At 63.7% G+C, this 17182-nt stretch carries 12 protein-coding genes; 1 reads left to right on the top strand and 11 read right to left on the bottom strand.

What is annotated here, in order from left to right; genetic code table 11:
• Positions 1-202: 202 nt before the first annotated feature.
• The 6 genes from KUV49_RS19325 to rplJ all read right to left on the bottom strand — a co-directional run bounded on the left by KUV49_RS19325 (position 203) and on the right by rplJ (position 12098).
• On the bottom strand, positions 203-700 hold the full coding sequence (locus KUV49_RS19325; RefSeq protein ID WP_222452568.1) for a L,D-transpeptidase: 498 nt from the start codon (positions 698-700) through the stop codon (positions 203-205).
• Positions 697-2130 (bottom strand): amidase, encoded by a 1434-nt coding sequence (locus tag KUV49_RS19320; protein WP_222452567.1) that lies wholly within the window; start codon positions 2128-2130, stop codon positions 697-699. The genes KUV49_RS19325 and KUV49_RS19320 overlap by 4 nt, the downstream gene beginning before the upstream one ends.
• A gap of 124 nt (positions 2131-2254) precedes the next feature.
• A complete protein-coding gene (gene rpoC, locus KUV49_RS19315; protein WP_222452566.1) occupies positions 2255-6496 on the bottom strand; it encodes a DNA-directed RNA polymerase subunit beta' in 4242 nt (1413 codons plus the stop codon).
• A 92-nt stretch (positions 6497-6588) separates the two neighbouring features.
• On the bottom strand, positions 6589-10755 hold the full coding sequence (gene rpoB, locus KUV49_RS19310) for a DNA-directed RNA polymerase subunit beta (protein WP_222452565.1): 4167 nt from the start codon (positions 10753-10755) through the stop codon (positions 6589-6591).
• Between the two features lie 367 nt (positions 10756-11122).
• The gene (gene rplL / locus KUV49_RS19305) at positions 11123-11506 is read right to left on the bottom strand and encodes a 50S ribosomal protein L7/L12 (RefSeq protein ID WP_222452564.1); all 384 of its coding nucleotides are present in this window, start codon (positions 11504-11506) and stop codon (positions 11123-11125) included.
• 73 nt (positions 11507-11579) lie between these two features.
• Entirely contained in the window at positions 11580-12098 is a 519-nt protein-coding gene (gene rplJ, locus KUV49_RS19300) for a 50S ribosomal protein L10 (RefSeq protein WP_103762104.1), read from the bottom strand.
• Positions 12099-12536: 438 nt separating this feature from the next.
• Between rplJ and KUV49_RS19295 the strand changes: the two genes are divergently transcribed.
• Complete coding sequence (locus tag KUV49_RS19295) at positions 12537-13265, top strand: NAD(P)H-dependent oxidoreductase (RefSeq protein WP_222452563.1); 729 nt, start codon at positions 12537-12539, stop codon at positions 13263-13265.
• A 77-nt stretch (positions 13266-13342) separates the two neighbouring features.
• On the opposite strand, the gene rplA is transcribed toward KUV49_RS19295, so the two are convergent.
• The 5 genes from rplA to secE form a co-directional block, all read right to left on the bottom strand.
• Complete coding sequence (gene rplA / locus KUV49_RS19290) at positions 13343-14041, bottom strand: 50S ribosomal protein L1 (protein ID WP_222452562.1); 699 nt, start codon at positions 14039-14041, stop codon at positions 13343-13345.
• Between the two features lies 1 nt (position 14042).
• Positions 14043-14468, bottom strand: coding sequence for a 50S ribosomal protein L11 (gene rplK, locus KUV49_RS19285; protein WP_152493591.1), 426 nt, complete (start codon positions 14466-14468; stop codon positions 14043-14045).
• A gap of 187 nt (positions 14469-14655) precedes the next feature.
• The gene (locus KUV49_RS19280; protein ID WP_222452561.1) at positions 14656-16131 is read right to left on the bottom strand and encodes a tetratricopeptide repeat protein; all 1476 of its coding nucleotides are present in this window, start codon (positions 16129-16131) and stop codon (positions 14656-14658) included.
• Between the two features lie 103 nt (positions 16132-16234).
• Positions 16235-16768, bottom strand: a complete 534-nt coding sequence (nusG, locus tag KUV49_RS19275) for a transcription termination/antitermination protein NusG (RefSeq protein ID WP_152473758.1) — start codon at positions 16766-16768, stop codon at positions 16235-16237.
• Between the two features lie 191 nt (positions 16769-16959).
• Positions 16960-17157 (bottom strand): preprotein translocase subunit SecE, encoded by a 198-nt coding sequence (secE, locus tag KUV49_RS19270; protein WP_152493593.1) that lies wholly within the window; start codon positions 17155-17157, stop codon positions 16960-16962.
• Positions 17158-17182 lie beyond the last annotated feature (25 nt).

Raw genomic sequence — 17182 nt, 5'->3', positions numbered from 1 at the left:
TCGACGCGTTCACCCCGGCACGATCAGCCGCGTCCCCAAGGTGATCCTCCCCGCGATCCAGCGCAGGTGATCGGGCCTGAACCCCACGCAGCCCGCCGTAGGATATCCCGGCACTTTCCTTTCAAAGGAAATTCCCGCGCCAGCGGCACCGACGCGTTGCCACCCGGATACCGACGCGATACCGACATGCGTTTCGACGCGTTCACCTCGGCACGATCAGCCGCGTCCCCAAGGTGATCCTCCCTGCGATCCAGCGCAGGTGATCGGGCTTGAACGCCACGCAGCCCGCCGTGGGATATCCCGGCCGGCGCCAGCGGTGCACGAAGATGCAAGAGCCCCTCCCGCGTTCCGCCCGCGGCCAGTTCCAGTCGGTGATGATCACCAGGTCATAGAGCGGATCGGCCCGCCGCAGGACCTCGTGTGAATGCGGGTAAGGCTTTGAAACCATGAGGTTATAATCCTCGTGACCCGGGTCGTCTGACCACAGGTCGCCCGGCCGGATCGGCACTGCCCAGTCCGCGGGCCGTGCCATGCGGTCAGGCCGGTACAGCATTCCGACGATTTCATGCGTGCCCACCGGCGTCGCGCCATCGCCCTCGTGCTTGTCGCGCGACAGCCCGCCACGCCCGATCGTGCACGGAAAGCGCCGCCCCCGAAACCGCACCCCCATCGGCGTCAGAACCATATCCCCAGGCGTCATCCCGCAAGTCCCTCCGGCATGGCCGCATTGGGAAGGAACATCTCAGGCGCTTGATTTTCATAGAGAAAAGCCGCCTCGAACACCCTTTCATCCGCGAATGTCGGCCCCACGATCTGCATCCCCGTGGGCACCCCGTGCCGGTCGCGCCCCGTGGGTACGGACATCACGGGACAATTGTGCAGCATGTTGAACTGGTGCGTCAGAACCCAGCCATATTCAGGGTCCACCTCGCGCCCCGCCACGGTGAATCCCGGCCCGACCGGGTCGTGATCCGCCCGCACGCTGCCCACCGACAGGGTCGGGCAAATGAAAACGTCCGCTTCCTCCAGGATCGCGCCCAGCCGCTGGTACATCTCGTGCTGCACCTCCCAGCTCTGCGCCACATCGTCCGGGCCCAGGCTTGCCGCCGCCTCCGCCGTGGCGATGGCATAGTCCGTCATCCGCTCGCGGTACTTTTCCAGCGCCCACAGCGGGGCCCGTCCGAAATGCATCGCCAGGTACCAGCGCATCGCCGCCTCGTCCACGCGCGTATCCCATCCGACGTCCACCGGAAGGACCTCGCACCCCGCGCCCCGGAAAACATCCAGCGCGGCCAACGTGTTACGCTGCACATCCTCGTCGATCGGCACATATCCGAGGTCCATCGAGAACGCGATCTTCAGTGGCCTGCCCGTGCCGTCCATCGGCAACACGACACGCTCGCGCAGACTGTCGTGGTCGCGCGGATGCGGGCCCGACACGATGTTCTGTCCCAGCGCGCAATCCGCCACGCTCCGGCTCAGGAAACCGCAATGATTGTAGCGGTCGAAATTCGCCGGCGGCCCGTCCGGGTTGCGCCCGTGCGGGGGCTTGTAGCCCACCAGCCCGCAGGCACTGGCCGGAATGCGGATCGACCCGCCGATATCGGTACCCGTGGCCAGCGGCACCATCCCCGCCGCCAGCGCCGCCGCCGACCCGCCCGACGAGCCGCCGGGACTGTAATCGCGGTTGAACGGATTGCGCGTCACCCCGAACCGCTCGGACCGGCAAACGCCGGACAGGCAGAATTCCGGCGTGGTGGTGCGGGCCGGTATGATCGCGCCGGCCGCCTGCAGGCGTTCGACCATCGGGTCGGACCGCGTCTCAACCTCGTGCCCCATCGACCAGGACCCTTGCGTCGTGCGTTGCCCCGCGACCCGTTGCGCATCCTTCACCGCCACCGGAAGGCCCTCAAACACCCGGGCCGTGCCGTTTTCATAAGCGGCTTCGGCCCCGCGCGCCGCGTCCAGCGCGTCCTCAAAGAACGTCTCAGTATAGGCGTTCAGGTCCGGGTTCACCGCCTCGGTCCGGGCAATCAGAGCCTCCAGATAAGCCACCGGCGACAGGTCACCCGCCTTGAATCGGGCCAGGACATCGCTTGCGGACAGGTAGCAAAGATCAGGGTCTGACATGACGTCTCCTTCGGGATCAGAATGTCGAAGACCGGCCTCTTTTGAAAGCCCGTCCGAGCAAACGCCCCCCAAATGAAAAAGGCCCCGCCGGTGACGGGGCCTCTCTCAAGTCCTTTGCGCGGGATCAGTCCTCGCGGCTCTCCGGCGTTTCGACCAGCGTGTCGAACTCGTCGCCGCCGACCACGTCGTCGACCGGGGCGGCCAGGGCGGCGGCCGCTTCGGCCTCCTCGCGGCGCGCTTCGATCACCACGTTGTCACGCTGCTGCGCGATCTGGCGCATGTTCAGCGTGGCACCGCCCGTGCCGGCCGGGATCAAACGACCCACGATGACGTTCTCCTTCAGCCCGACAAGCTTGTCGCGCTTGCCCTGAACCGAGGCTTCGGTCAGAACCCGCGTCGTCTCCTGGAACGAGGCCGCCGAGATGAAGCTGCGGGTCTGCAAGCTCGCCTTGGTGATCCCCAGAAGGATCGGCTCGCCCTGCGCCGGGCGCTTGCCACGGGCAATCGCCTTCTCGTTGGCCGCGTCGAACTCTGCCTTGTCGACATGCTCGCCTTTCAGCAGCGTGGTTTCACCCGAATCCTGGATCTCCCACTTCTGCAGCATCTGGCGCACGACAACCTCGATGTGCTTGTCGTTGATCTTCACGCCCTGCAGACGATAGACGTCCTGAACCTCGTCGATCATGTAATCGGCGAGCGCCTCGACACCCATGATTGACAGGATGTCATGCGGCGCCGGGTTGCCGTCCATGATGTAATCGCCCTTCTGGACATAGTCACCTTCCTGAACCGGAATGTGCTTGCCCTTGGGCACCATGTACTCGACCGGCTCCATCGACTCGTCGGCGGGCTCGATGCTGATGCGACGCTTGTTCTTGTAGTCGCGACCGTAGCGAACGTACCCGTCGATCTCGGCGATGATGGCGTGATCCTTGGGACGACGCGCCTCGAAGAGTTCGGCCACACGCGGAAGACCCCCGGTGATGTCCTTGGTCTTGGCACCTTCACGCGGAATACGCGCAACCACGTCACCCGCATGCACTTCCTGCCCTTCCTCGATGGACAGGATCGCGTCCACGGACATCGGATAGGTCACCGGGTTGCCCGCGTCATTGCGGACCGGCTCGCCATCCTTGTCGGCGATCAGGATCTCCGGCTTCAGCTCGTTGCCCTTGGGGGCCGCGCGCCAGTCGGACACGATCTTCTGCGTCATGCCGGTGGCATCGTCGGTCACGTCACGCACCGACACGCCCACGGTCAGGTCGACGAACTTCGCCGTACCGCTCTTCTCGGCCAGGATCGGCAGGGTATACGGATCCCACTCGAACAGCTTGTCGCCGCGCGCCACGGTGTCGCCTTCCTTGACGAACAGCTTGGTCCCGTAACCCACCTTGTGGCTGGCCAGTTCGACATCCTTCTCGCCCTTGATCAACACTTTCATGTTGCGGCCCATGACAAGCGTCTCGCCGCTGGAGTTCTCCAGCGTCTGGGCGTTCTCGAACTCGATCTTGCCGCCTTGGCTGGCCTCCAGGAAGGACTGCTGCCCACCCTGAGCAACACCGCCGATGTGGAAGGTCCGCATCGTCAGCTGCGTGCCCGGCTCACCGATCGACTGCGCCGCGATGATGCCCACGGCCTCGCCGGTGTTCACCATCGTGCCGCGTGCAAGGTCACGGCCATAGCACATCGCGCAAACGCCATCCTCGGCCTCGCAGGTCAGCGGGCTGCGGATGCGCGCGGTCTGCACTGCGGCCTGGTCGATCGCGTCCGAGGTGCGTTCGTCGATCAGCTGGCCTTCGGCCACGATGACCTCGCCCGTCACCGGGTTCACGATGTCCTCGGCGGCGACACGGCCCAGCACACGCTCGGCCAGCGACGCCACGACCTCGCCATCATTGACGGCCGGTTCCGCGGTGATCGCACGGTCGGTGCCGCAATCATGCTCGCGCACGATGCAGTCCTGCGCCACGTCCACCAGGCGGCGGGTCAGGTAACCCGAGTTCGCCGTCTTCAACGCGGTGTCCGACAGACCCTTCCGGGCGCCGTGGGTCGAGTTGAAGTACTCGAGAACGGTCAGGCCTTCCTTGAAGTTCGAGATGATCGGCGTCTCGATGATGTCGCCGTTCGGCTTGGCCATCAGGCCGCGCATCCCGCCCAGCTGTTTCATCTGCGTGACCGAGCCACGCGCACCAGAGTGCGCCATCATGTAGACGCTGTTGGGTTCCGCGACCGCTCCGTTCTCGTCCTTCACCTCGGCCGAGATCGAGCCCATCATCGCCTCGGTGACCTGGTCGTTACATTTCGACCAGGCGTCGACCACCTTGTTGTACTTTTCGCCCTGGGTGATCAGGCCGTCCATGTACTGCTGTTCGAAACCCTTGACCTGCTCACGGGTCTCTTCGACGATGCCCCACTTGTCATCGGGGATCACCATGTCGTCCTTGCCGAACGAGATGCCGGCGCGGAACGCTTCCTTGAAGCCCATGCTCATGATCTGGTCACAGAAGATGACCGACTCTTTCTGACCGCAATAGCGATAGACGGTGTCGATGACCTGCTGCACTTCCTTCTTGCGCAACAGCTTGTTGACCAGCTCGAACGGCGCCTTGGCGTTCATCGGCAGCAAGCCCCCGATGCGCACCCGGCCCGGCGTGGTCTCGAAGCGCTGGATCACCTCCTGCCCGGTCTCGTCGATCTGCGGCAGGCGTGCGGTGATCTTGGCGTGCAGGTGCACCTCGCCGGAATCCAGCGCGTGCTGCACCTCGTCGACCGAGGCAAAGCTCATGCCTTCGCCCTTCATGCCTTCGCGCATGATCGAGGTATAATAGAGCCCGAGAACCATGTCCTGCGACGGCACGATGATCGGCGCGCCGTTGGCGGGCGACAGAACGTTGTTCGTCGACATCATCAGGACGCGCGCTTCCAGCTGCGCCTCGAGGCTCAGCGGAACGTGCACGGCCATCTGGTCACCGTCGAAGTCCGCGTTGAAGGCCGAACAAACCAGCGGGTGAAGCTGGATTGCCTTGCCTTCGATCAGCGTGGGCTCGAACGCCTGGATGCCCAGACGGTGCAGCGTCGGCGCACGGTTCAGCATAACCGGGTGCTCGCGGATCACCTCGTCGAGGATGTCCCAGACCTCGGGGCGCTCTTTCTCGACCAGCTTCTTGGCCTGCTTCACGGTGCTGGAAAGGCCCTTGGCCTCCAGCCGCGAATAGATGAACGGCTTGAAGAGCTCGAGCGCCATCTTCTTGGGCAGACCGCACTGGTGCAGCTTAAGCTCCGGCCCGGTCACGATGACCGACCGGCCCGAGAAGTCGACGCGCTTGCCCAGAAGGTTCTGGCGGAAGCGGCCCTGCTTGCCTTTCAGCATGTCCGACAGCGATTTCAGCGGACGCTTGTTGGCGCCGGTGATCACGCGGCCACGACGACCGTTGTCAAAGAGGGCGTCGACCGATTCCTGCAACATCCGCTTTTCGTTACGGACGATGATGTCAGGCGCGCGCAGCTCGATCAGCCGCTTCAGGCGATTGTTCCGGTTGATCACGCGGCGGTAAAGGTCGTTGAGGTCCGACGTCGCGAACCGGCCACCGTCCAGCGGCACCAGCGGGCGCAGTTCCGGCGGAATGACCGGAATGACCGTCATCACCATCCATTCCGGGCGGTTGCCGGATTCGATGAAGGACTCGACGACTTTCAGACGCTTGATGATCTTCTTCGGCTTCAGCTCGCCGGTGGCCTCGGCCAGGTCGGCGCGCAGGTTCTCGGCCTCGGATTCAAGGTCGATATTGGCCAGCATGTCGCGGATCGCCTCGGCGCCGATATTGGCGGTGAAGGCATCCATGCCATACGCGTCCTGCGCATCCATGAATTCCTCTTCCGTCAGCATCTGGCCATAGGTCAGGTCCGTCAGGCCCGGCTCGATCACCACGTAGTTCTCGAAGTAGAGAACCCGTTCCAGGTCACGCAGCGTCATGTCCAGCATCAGGCCGATGCGGCTGGGCAGCGACTTCAGGAACCAGATGTGCGCGCAGGGGGCGGCCAGCTCGATATGGCCCATCCGCTCGCGGCGGACCTTTTGCAGCGTGACTTCCACACCGCATTTCTCGCAGACGACGCCGCGATACTTCATGCGCTTGTACTTGCCGCACAGGCATTCGTAATCCTTGATCGGGCCAAAGATGCGCGCACAGAACAGGCCGTCACGCTCGGGCTTGAACGTCCGGTAGTTGATCGTCTCGGGCTTCTTGATCTCGCCATACGACCAAGACAGGATGCGTTCCGGGCTGGCCAGCGACACCTTGATTTCGTCGAACACCTTCGCCGGTGCGGCGGGGTTGAACGGGTTGTTTGTCAGTTCTTGGTTCATTTCGAATTCCTAAAAAAGAGGAGCGTAGGAGGGGGCGAAGCGTGGGTTGCACCCACCCTACGATTGGCCCGCAGGGTGGGTGAGAACCCACGTTATTCCGCCGCGATGTCGGAAGACGGGTCTTCCTCGTCATCCTCCGCGTCCAACAGCTCCATATTCAGGCCCAGGCCACGGACTTCCTTCACGAGAACGTTGAAGCTCTCGGGCACGCCGGCCTCGAAGTTGTCCTCGCCCTTGACGATCGACTCGTAGACCTTGGTCCGGCCTGCCACGTCGTCCGACTTGACGGTCAGCATCTCCTGCAGGGTGTAGGCGGCGCCATAGGCTTCCAGCGCCCAGACCTCCATCTCCCCGAAGCGCTGGCCACCGAACTGCGCCTTGCCGCCCAGCGGCTGCTGGGTAACGAGCGAGTAAGGCCCGGTCGAGCGCGCGTGGATCTTGTCGTCCACCAGGTGGTGCAGCTTCAGCAGGTACTTGACGCCGACGGTCACGGGGCGTGCAAACTGCTCGCCCGTGCGCCCGTCGAACAGCACCGACTGACCGCTTTCGTCGAAGCCGGCGCGCTTCAGCGCGTCGTTCACGTCAGGCTCCTTCGCGCCGTCAAAGACCGGCGTCGCGATCGGAACACCGCGCGTGACGTTGCCCGCCGCCTCGATCAGCGCCGCCTCGTCCATGCCCGCGATGCCTTCGTCATAGACATCGTCGCCATAGGCGTGGTGCATCGCCTCGCGCACAGGCGTCAGGTCGCCGGTGCGGCGATAGTCCTGCAGCGCCTCGTCGATCTTGATGCCCAGACCGCGCGCGGCCCAGCCCATGTGGGTTTCCAGGATCTGACCGACGTTCATCCGGCTCGGCACGCCCAGCGGGTTGAGGCAGAAGTCGACCGGCGTGCCGTCCGACAGGAACGGCATGTCTTCCATCGGTACGACCTTGGAAATCACACCCTTGTTGCCGTGACGGCCGGCCATCTTGTCGCCCGGCTGAAGCTTGCGCTTCACGGCGATGAAGACCTTGACCATCTTCATCACGCCCGGCGGCAGGTCGTCGCCCCGGCGCACCTTCTCGACCTTGTCCTCGAAACGGGCATCCAAGGTGCGTTTCTGCGCCTCGTACTGCTCGTTCAGGGCCTCGACGATCTGCGCGTCCTTCTCGTCCTTCAGGGCCAGCTGCCACCATTGGCCACGGCTCAGCGTGTCCAGCAGTTCCTCGGTGATTTCCGAGTTTGCCTTGACGCCTTTCGGGCCCTTGACGGCTGTCTTGCCGAGGATGAGCGATTTCAGACGCGCATAGATGTTGCGATCCAGGATCGCCAACTCGTCGTCGCGGTCGCGCGCCAGGCGTTCGACTTCCTCACGCTCGATCTGCAGCGCACGCTCGTCCTTTTCGACACCGTGACGGTTGAACACGCGGACTTCCACGACCGTGCCGTAATCGCCCGGCTTCACCCGCAGCGAGGTGTCGCGAACGTCCGACGCCTTCTCACCGAAGATGGCGCGGAGCAGTTTTTCCTCCGGCGTCATCGGGCTTTCGCCCTTCGGCGTGATCTTGCCCACGAGGATATCGCCCGGCTCCACGTCGGCGCCGATATAGACGATACCCGCCTCGTCGAGGTTGCGCAGGGCTTCCTCGCCGACGTTGGGGATGTCGCGGGTGATCTCTTCCGGCCCCAGCTTGGTGTCGCGGGCGGCCACCTCGAATTCCTCGATATGGATCGACGTGAACACGTCGTCCCGTGCGATCCGCTCGGAGATCAGGATCGAGTCCTCGAAGTTGTAGCCGTTCCACGGCATGAACGCGACCAGCACGTTCTTGCCCAGCGCCAGTTCACCCAGGTCGGTCGACGGGCCGTCGGCGATCACCTCGCCTTTCTGCACCGTGTCGCCCACCTTCACCAGCGGCTGCTGGTTGATACAGGTGTTCTGGTTCGAGCGCTGGAACTTGCGCATCCGGTAGATGTCCACGCCCGGGTCGCCGATCTCCAGGTCTTCGGTGGCCCGGATCACGATCCGGCTTGCGTCCACCTGGTCGATGACACCGGCCCGGCGCGCCAGAACCGACGCGCCCGAGTCGCGGGCCACGACGCCCTCGATCCCGGTGCCGACCAGCGGCGCCTCGGAGCGCAGCGTCGGAACCGCCTGCCGTTGCATGTTCGAACCCATCAGCGCGCGGTTGGCGTCGTCGTTTTCCAGGAACGGGATTAGCGAGGCCGCAACCGACACCAGCTGTTTCGGGCTGACGTCGATCAGGTCCACGTGATCCACCGGGGCCAGCATGTATTCGCCGGATTGCCGGGTGTTGACCATCTCGTTGACGAACTTGCCGCTGTCGTCCAGCGTCGCGTTGGCCTGCGCCACGGTGTGCCGCATTTCCTCGGTCGCCGACATGTAGGTCACGTCGTCGGTCACCTGACCGCCCGTCACCTTGCGGTAAGGCGTTTCGATGAAGCCGTACTTGTTGACCCGCGCGAACGTGGCAAGGCTGTTGATCAGACCGATGTTCGGACCTTCCGGCGTCTCGATCGGGCACATCCGACCATAGTGCGTGGGGTGAACGTCGCGCACCTCGAAGCCCGCGCGCTCGCGCGTCAGGCCGCCCGGTCCAAGCGCCGACAGGCGGCGTTTGTGCGTCACTTCCGACAGCGGGTTGGTCTGGTCCATGAACTGGCTCAGCTGCGACGAGCCGAAGAACTCGCGCACGGCAGCCGCGGCCGGTTTCGCGTTGATCAGGTCCTGCGGCATCACCGTGTCGATCTCGACCGACGACATACGCTCCTTGATCGCGCGCTCCATCCGCAGAAGGCCGACGCGGTACTGGTTTTCCATCAGCTCACCGACAGAGCGCACCCGGCGGTTGCCCAGGTGGTCGATATCGTCGATGTCGCCCTTGCCGTCGCGCAGTTCCACCAGCGCCTTGACGCAGGCCACGATATCCTCGCGGTCCAGCGTGCGCTGCGTATCCGGCTTGTCCAGGTTCAGACGCATGTTCATCTTCACCCGGCCCACGGCGCTCAGGTCGTAGCGCTCGGAATCGAAGAACAGCGTGTCGAAGAGGGCACTTGCGGCTTCCTCGGTGGGCGGCTCGCCCGGGCGCATGACGCGGTAGATGTCCATGAGCGCCGTTTCGCGGTTCATGTTCTTGTCGTTCGCCATGGTGTTGCGCATGTACGGACCGACATTGATGTTGTCGATGTCCAGCACCGGGATATCGGTGATCCCCGCCTCAATCAGCTCCTGCACGGTGCCGCCGATGATCTCGCCATCCTTGTCGCGCTCGATCGTCAGCTCGTCGCCGGCCTCGACATAGATCGCGCCGGTTTCCTCGTTGATGATGTCGCGTGCCACGAACTTGCCCGCGATCTGCTCGTAGGGCAGCAGCAGTTCGGTGACTTCGCCCTCGTCGATCAGTTTCTTGACCGCGCGCGGCGTGACCTTCTTGCCCGCCTCCGCGATCACCTCGCCCGACTTGGCGTCGACAAGGTCATAGGTCGGGCGCGTGCCGCGCACGCGCTCGGGGAAGAACTTGGTGGCCCAGCCCTTTTTCTTCTTCAGCTTGTAGTCGACCGTATCGTAATAGGCCGTCATGATGTCTTCCTGGTCCAGCCCCAGCGCATAGAGCAGGGTGGTCACAGGCAATTTGCGGCGGCGGTCGATCCGGGCGAACACGATGTCCTTGGCGTCGAACTCGAAGTCCAGCCAGCTGCCGCGATAGGGAATGATGCGGCAGGCGAACAGAAGTTTGCCGGACGAATGCGTCTTGCCCTTGTCATGGTCGAAGAACACGCCGGGCGAACGGTGCATCTGGCTGACGATCACCCGCTCGGTGCCGTTCACCACGAAGGTGCCGTTGGGCGTCATCAAGGGCATGTCGCCCATGAACACGTCCTGCTCCTTGATGTCCTTCACGGACTTGGCGCCGGTGTCCTCGTCCACGTCGAACACGATCAGCCGCAGCGTCACCTTCAGCGGTGCGCTGTAGGTCATGTCGCGCTGCATGCACTCCTCGACGTCGTATTTCGGCTTCTCCAACTCGTAATCGACGAATTCGAGAACCGCGGTCTCGTTGAAATCCTTGATCGGGAACACCGACTGGAAGACACCCTTGATGCCTTCGCCGTCCATGGGCTCGGGCTGGTCGCCGGATTTCAGGAAAAGATCATACGAGGATTTCTGCACCTCGATCAGGTTCGGCATCTCCAGGACTTCGCGGATTTTGCCGTAGTATTTACGAAGACGTTTCTGGCCAAGAAAGCTTTGCGCCATGTGACAAGTCACCTTTCATTTCTCACCGGTCCTGCACGCTGTCGGGCCACAGCGGCAGAGCCACCCGAGAGAGGCGGGAACGATCCATTCTTGGTCCCAATCCCACAAGGGACCACCCGATCGTTGAACCTCGCCTGAGAGAACCCCTTGTCCCGGACTTGATCCGGGACCTTCCGGACTTGATCCGGGGACCTCCCGGATTACCGCGACCGGCCGCAAGGGCCTCTCTGAGACAGGTTCGGCTGGACCGGGATTTTGCCCGGTCCAGCCTCTTTTCATACGATCCCGCCCCGGATTCGATCCGGGACATCGTCACATCGGCGAGAGATCCCGGATCACGTCCGGGATGATCCCGCCGATGCCGGGATCACTTGAGTTCGACTTCGGCGCCAGCTGCTTCCAGCTTGCCCTTGATCTCGTCGGCTTCGTCCTTGGAGACCTGCTCCTTGACGGCTTTGCCACCGGCTTCGACCAGGTCCTTGGCTTCTTTCAGGCCCAGGCCGGTGATCGCGCGGACTTCCTTGATCACGTTGATCTTGGAGGCGCCGGCCGACTTCAGGATGACGTCGAATTCGGTTTGCTCTTCGCCACCGCCTGCGGCATCGTCGCCGCCTGCCGGGCCCGCCATCATGACCGCGCCGCCGGCTGCGGGCTCGATGCCGTACTCGTCTTTCAGGATGGTTTTCAGTTCTTGTGCTTCGAGAAGCGTCAGACCAACGATCTCTTCAGCAAGTTTTTTCAGATCAGCCATTTTTCAGCTCTTTCCGTTCTAAGATGTGTTCCAACGTCGGTATTGCAACCCGATACGCAGGACTTGCAGTTGCTTACGCTGCTTCCGCCTTCTCTTCGATGGTCGAAAGGATGCTCGCGATGTTGCTTGCAGGTGCGCCGATCGCACCGGCGATGTTCGAAGCGGGTGCGCCAAGCATGCCGGCGATGGTGGAGATAAGCTCCTCGCGCGACGGCAGTTTCGACGTGGCTTCGACACCGGCCCGGTCCAGGGCCGTCTCACCCATGGCGCCACCAAGGATTTCAAACTTCTTGTTGTCCTTGGCGAAACCTTCCGCGACCTTGGCTGCTGCCACGGGGTCTTCGGAGAAGGTGAGCACGGTCATGCCCGAGAGGTAATCGGCGATGCTTGCGCACGGCTTGCCCTCAAGGGCGATCTTTGCGAGCCTGTTCTTGGCAACGCGAACAGATGCTTCGGCCTCGCGCGCACGGGCGCGCAGGTCTTGCATCTCCGCAACTGTAAGGCCTTCGTAGTGGGCAACCACAACGACGCCAGAGCTTTCGAAGATCTGGCCGAGTTCGTCGACCACTTTCTCTTTCTGGGCTCTATCCACAGTTTCACTCCAAATTTGGGGGTGTCCCCCGGCTCAGTACCACCGGGCCACTCACGACCCGGCAAAGGGTCCGCTAACGGGGCTGAGCCAGTCGGGGCACGCCTTGATACCAAGGAGAACCTCGAGAATTCTGGTCTTTCCCGTCTCGGGCAGGATTTATGACCAGCATATCCCGGCCACCCACCGTCTCGGACGAAACACAAATGGCCCGACGAATCGAGCCATACGCGCAACGCCGGGTGTATGCCGCATGGCGGCAAATGCCAAGGGGGAATTTCATCGCCCGCCACAACAAGCGATAACGCGCGGGCCGACAACCGGCCCGACGTGTGACAGGCCGCAGTCTGCCACGACGCCGGTCTTTCCGCAAGTCTGGACCTGGGCGCGCCCCGTGCCTAGCTCTGACCCAGGAGCATTCCCCGAACAGGAGACCTTCCGATGCACACCCATATCGTCCACGCCCACCCCGAGCCGACCTCCTACAACGGTGCTCTGACCGACACGGCGCAGCAGGCTCTGACGCGTTCGGGCGGCACCGTGTCGATCAGTGACCTCTGTGCGGAAGGCTTCGACCCGGTCGAACGCGCGGCGCATTACACCGACCGCGCGGATGCCGACGCCTTCGCCGCACTCAACGAGCAGCGCAACGCCTGGAAGACCGACACCGTGCCCGGCGACGTCGCCACCGAAATCGGCCGGCTCGAAAGCGCCGACCTTCTCATCCTTCAGTTTCCCCTGTGGTGGCATGGTCCCCCGGCCGTCCTGAAAGGCTGGATGGACCGTGTCTTCATGAGCGGCGGGCTTTACCCCAGCCGAATGCGCTACGACGCCGGCTATTTCCGCGGCAAGCGCGCCATGGTCTCGGTCACCACCGGCGCCCCGGAACAGGCGTTCGGCCCGGGCAGCCGCGGCGGCGATTTCGACGTGATGCTCTGGCCCGTGCAGTATTCACTGCACTACATGGGCTTCACCGTCCTGCCGCCCTTCATCTCCTACGGCGTGCAGGGGCACGGCTACAGCTACGAGGACAAGGACAGCCTCGAAGGACGCCTCAAGGCCAACCTCGACACCTGGGCCGGGCGCCTGTCGAACCTCGACAGCGACACACCGCTGCACTTTCCCGGCTGGGACGACTGGGACGACGGCGGTGCCGCAGCCCGCGCGTGACACCCGCGACGCAACCTGCCCAACGAAAAGGCCCCCGGTCATGCCGGGGGCCTTTCCAATCTCGATGCGGAACCGACTTATTCGGTCACGGCGCTTTCGATCGCGATGCTGACGCCCGGACCCATGGTCGAGCTCAGCGCCACCTTCTTCATGTAGGTGCCTTTGGCGCCGGCGGGCTTCGCCTTTTGAACGGCGTCGATGAAGGCGCGGACGTTCTCGACCAGCTTGCCCTCGTCGAAGGACGCCTTGCCGATCCCTGCGTGCACCACACCGGCCTTCTCGACCTTGAACTGCACTTCACCGCCCTTGGCGGCCTTGACGGCGTCGGCCACGTCCATCGTCACCGTACCGACCTTGGGGTTCGGCATCAGGTTGCGCGGGCCCAGCACCTTGCCCAGACGGCCCACGATGGGCATCATGTCCGGGGTCGCGATGCAGCGGTCGAAGTTGATCTCGCCGCCCTGGATGGTTTCCATCAGGTCCTCGGCGCCGACGATATCGGCCCCGGCTTCCTGTGCCTCGTCCGCCTTCGCGCCACGGGCGAAGACGGCAACACGCACGTCCTTGCCGGTGCCGTTGGGCAGGCCGACGACGCCACGGACCATCTGGTCGGCGTGACGCGGGTTCACACCCAGGTTCACGGCGATCTCGACGGTCTCGTCGAACTTCGCGCTGGCGTGGTTCTTGACCAGGGCAACGGCCTCTTCGACCGTCACGTTGTGCTTGTCGGCGAATGCTTCGCGGGCGGCGCGGGTACGTTTTCCAAGTTTCGCCATCTTACTTCACCTCGATGCCCATGGACCGTGCAGAACCGGCGATGATCTTCATCGCGGCTTCGACGTCGGTCGCGTTCAGGTCTTTCCACTTGGCTTCCGCGATCTCGCGCAGCTGCTTGGGGCTCACCGTGGCGACGCTTTCGCGGCCCGGGGTCTTGGAGCCCGATTTCAGCTTTGCGGCCTTCTTCAGGTAATAGGACGCCGGCGGCGTCTTGATGTCCATTTCAAAGGACTTGTCCTGATAGTAGGTGATCACGGTCGGGCACGGTGCACCGGGCTCCATCTCCTGCGTCTTGGCGTTGAACGCCTTGCAGAATTCCATGATGTTGATGCCGCGCTGACCCAGGGCCGGACCAACCGGCGGGGACGGGTTCGCTTGTCCGGCGGGCACCTGAAGCTTCATGGTGCCGGCAAGTTTCTTGGCCATTGGCCTTCTCCTTTTCAAACAGCCTCGGGACGCGTCCCTCGGCCTATGTTGATGTGGTCAGGTCTGAGCGGTCGCGACCGCCGCGCCTCCCACATGGAAAGCACCCCGGCCCGATCCGGGCAAAGGTACCAGGGCGCCGCGTACACCCTCCATTGGCGTTTGACAAGCCCCCGCCTGACCCGCGGGCCTATTCTTGGCGGCAATACTGCGCGTCCAGCGCGCAGGCCCGTTCGCGATAGTCGGCCGCCTCTTCCGGCGCCGTGGCCTTCTTCAACTGCGCCATGTTGCGGCAGCCAAGCGCGACCTCGTTGCTGCACGCGATCACGAAGTACCGTGCCGCCTGCCCCGGATCCGCTGCGACACCGCGCCCATGCTGGTACGAATCGCCAAGATTGTTGCAGGCCATCCAGACCCGTAACTCGCAGCCCATCCGATGATAGCCGACCGCCTGTTTCAGCGCCGCCTCCGTGCCGCGATCAAGCTTCAGCAGGTTGCCCACCACGAGGCATCCCATCCCTTCCGACAGGGCGCAGGCGGCAGTGGCAAAGCGCTCGGCTTTCACCAAGTCACCCATCGCCCGTGACAGCGTTCCAAGGTCGGCGCAGGCCCGCACCCATCCGTCCTTGCAGATGCGTTCGAGGTCTTGCGCAAAGGCCGCCATCCGCGCCTTGTCCTCGTCGGTGCGCGGTGCGGTCGTGATCGGCGCAAACGCGTGTACGGCGTCATAATGACACGCACTGAAATCCCCGGCCTCGCAGGCCTTCTTCATGGCCAGCAGGTTATCCGTCGGCCGCCAGTAGGTCTCGCGGTTAATCTCGTCGCACCCGTAGCGGAACCCGCCGCGACAGGCCCGCACGTAATACTCTTGCGCGCGCTTCCAGTTCTCATTGACGGCCTGCCCCTCGTCATGGGCCAGCCCGGCATTGTAGCACCCCACCGGATTGCCAAGCCCACAGGCTTTCTCGGCATCCCAAAGCGCATAGCGCTGCTTGTTTTCCACCTCGTCCGGAAAGCCGGGGTCGAACACGGCATATTCCTCGGCCCCGGCGTGGCTCTGGATGTAGGACAACAGCGCACAGGCCCGCGCCGCGTCTTCCTCGTCGCACAGCCGCCGCAGCTGGTCGTACCAGATCGCCCGGTCCGGCACCGCCTGCGGCACCAGCACGTTCAGGCGCGACTGCGATATGCAGGCCGTCACGTCGCCTGTCGCGCACGCCTCCGCCTGTTCGGCGTAAAACGCCTCGTAGGACGTTCCGGCAAACCCAATCAGGGAAAAGTTCAGGTCCGACAGCAAGGAACAGGCAAACCCGTCGCCCGCGTCGCATCCTGCCGCCCACAGCGCGTAAACTTCGGGCGCATCCGTGCCCTCCCGCACATGCACCAGCGACGCATAGTCAGTGCACGCCTCCCGCCCGCCCGCGTCGCACCCCGCGGAGGCCTCCGCCAGCGCGGCGGCGTAGTGGCGCTCGTATGTCCCGGACACCATGCCGGCGTCATTGTAATGCGGATAGCTGGCCACCAGCGCGGCACAGGCCGCCTCGTCGCCCGACTGGCAGTCGAAGACCGCCAGCTGCCGCTCCGGCGCGCTCATCCGCGCCTCTGCCGCGTCCGGGCTCCAAAGCAGGGCCGCGAAGGGTATCGACCACAGTCGAAGCGATGTCATGCAGGTGTCTCCGGGCAGGTCAGAACCGCATCCAGTCTCCCCCAACGAAAACGGCCGCGCAATATGCACGGCCGCAAAATCGTCTGTCCGGTCAGGGCCCGCCTCAGCCCTGCTTGGTCACCTGGGTGAATTCCAGCTCCACCGGCGTCTCGCGGCCGAAGATCGACACCGTCACCTTCAGGCGCTGGTTGTCGTCGTCCACTTCCTCGACCATGCCGTCGAAATCCTCGAACGGGCCGTCGTTGACCTTGACCTTTTCACCCACCTCGAAGCTGACCAGCAGTTTCGGCGCGTCCTCGCCCTCCTGCACGCGGTTCAGGATCTGGTTCACCTCGGCGTCGCGCATCGGCATCGGACGCCCCTGCGGCCCCAGGAACCCGGTGACGCGGTTGATCGAGTTGATCAGGTGATAGCCCTGGTCCGACATTTCCATGTGCACCAGCACGTAGCCCGGCATGAAGCGCCGCTCGGCGGTGACCTTCTTGCCCCGGCGCACCTCGATGACCTCTTCGGTCGGCACCAGAACTTCGTCGATATCTTCCTCGAGGCCCTGTTCGGCCACGGATTGCCGGATCTGCTCTGCGATCTTCTTCTCGAAATTGGAAAGAACGCTGACCGAATACCACCGTTTCGCCATGCTGAGCACCATCCCTCTTTGCCCGGGCCCTGCCCGTGAAATTCATGTTCCGCAGGGCTTTTGCAGCCCAAACCACCTTCCAGAAACAAATCAGCGCGCGGGCTCGAATCGCCGCGCGCTGCTGGAAGTGTCGGGTCACCTACCGCCCTTTGCCCTTGATTTCAAGGCTCAAGCGGCAAAATTTGCATCCCTTAGCCGAAGAGGCCAAGCAAGCCTTCCAGGCCGCTGCGGATCGCAAGGTCGACCAGCGCAAAGAAAACCGCCGTCAGTGCCGCCATGATGAACACCATGACCGTGGTCAGCAGAACCTCGCGCCGGGTCGGCCAGACAACCTTGGCAATTTCCGCGCGGACCTGCTGAATGAACTGAAGCGGGTTTGTAACAGCCATGGGTGCGACACTCTCGTGGTTTGAA

The organism is Roseovarius atlanticus, from assembly GCF_019802205.1.
GTDB lineage: Bacteria > Pseudomonadota > Alphaproteobacteria > Rhodobacterales > Rhodobacteraceae > Roseovarius > Roseovarius atlanticus_A.
The sequence above is the reverse complement of the archived record's forward strand: the minus strand, read 5'-3'. Positions and strand labels throughout refer to the sequence as shown.

Excerpts from the sequence above, each read along its gene's own strand:
- KUV49_RS19320 (WP_222452567.1), bottom strand. The coding sequence starts at position 2,130 with ATGTCAGACCCTGATCTTTGCTACCTGTCCGCAAGCGATGTCCTGGCC.
- rpoC (WP_222452566.1), bottom strand. The coding sequence starts at position 6,496 with ATGAACCAAGAACTGACAAACAACCCGTTCAACCCCGCCGCACCGGCG.
- rplK (WP_152493591.1), bottom strand. The coding sequence starts at position 14,468 with ATGGCCAAGAAACTTGCCGGCACCATGAAGCTTCAGGTGCCCGCCGGA.
- KUV49_RS19295 (WP_222452563.1), top strand. The coding sequence starts at position 12,537 with ATGCACACCCATATCGTCCACGCCCACCCCGAGCCGACCTCCTACAAC.
- KUV49_RS19325 (WP_222452568.1), bottom strand. The coding sequence starts at position 700 with ATGACGCCTGGGGATATGGTTCTGACGCCGATGGGGGTGCGGTTTCGG.
- KUV49_RS19280 (WP_222452561.1), bottom strand. The coding sequence starts at position 16,131 with ATGACATCGCTTCGACTGTGGTCGATACCCTTCGCGGCCCTGCTTTGG.
- rplA (WP_222452562.1), bottom strand. The coding sequence starts at position 14,041 with ATGGCGAAACTTGGAAAACGTACCCGCGCCGCCCGCGAAGCATTCGCC.
- nusG (WP_152473758.1), bottom strand. The coding sequence starts at position 16,768 with ATGGCGAAACGGTGGTATTCGGTCAGCGTTCTTTCCAATTTCGAGAAG.
- rpoB (WP_222452565.1), bottom strand. The coding sequence starts at position 10,755 with ATGGCGCAAAGCTTTCTTGGCCAGAAACGTCTTCGTAAATACTACGGC.
- secE (WP_152493593.1), bottom strand. The coding sequence starts at position 17,157 with ATGGCTGTTACAAACCCGCTTCAGTTCATTCAGCAGGTCCGCGCGGAA.
- rplL (WP_222452564.1), bottom strand. The coding sequence starts at position 11,506 with ATGGCTGATCTGAAAAAACTTGCTGAAGAGATCGTTGGTCTGACGCTT.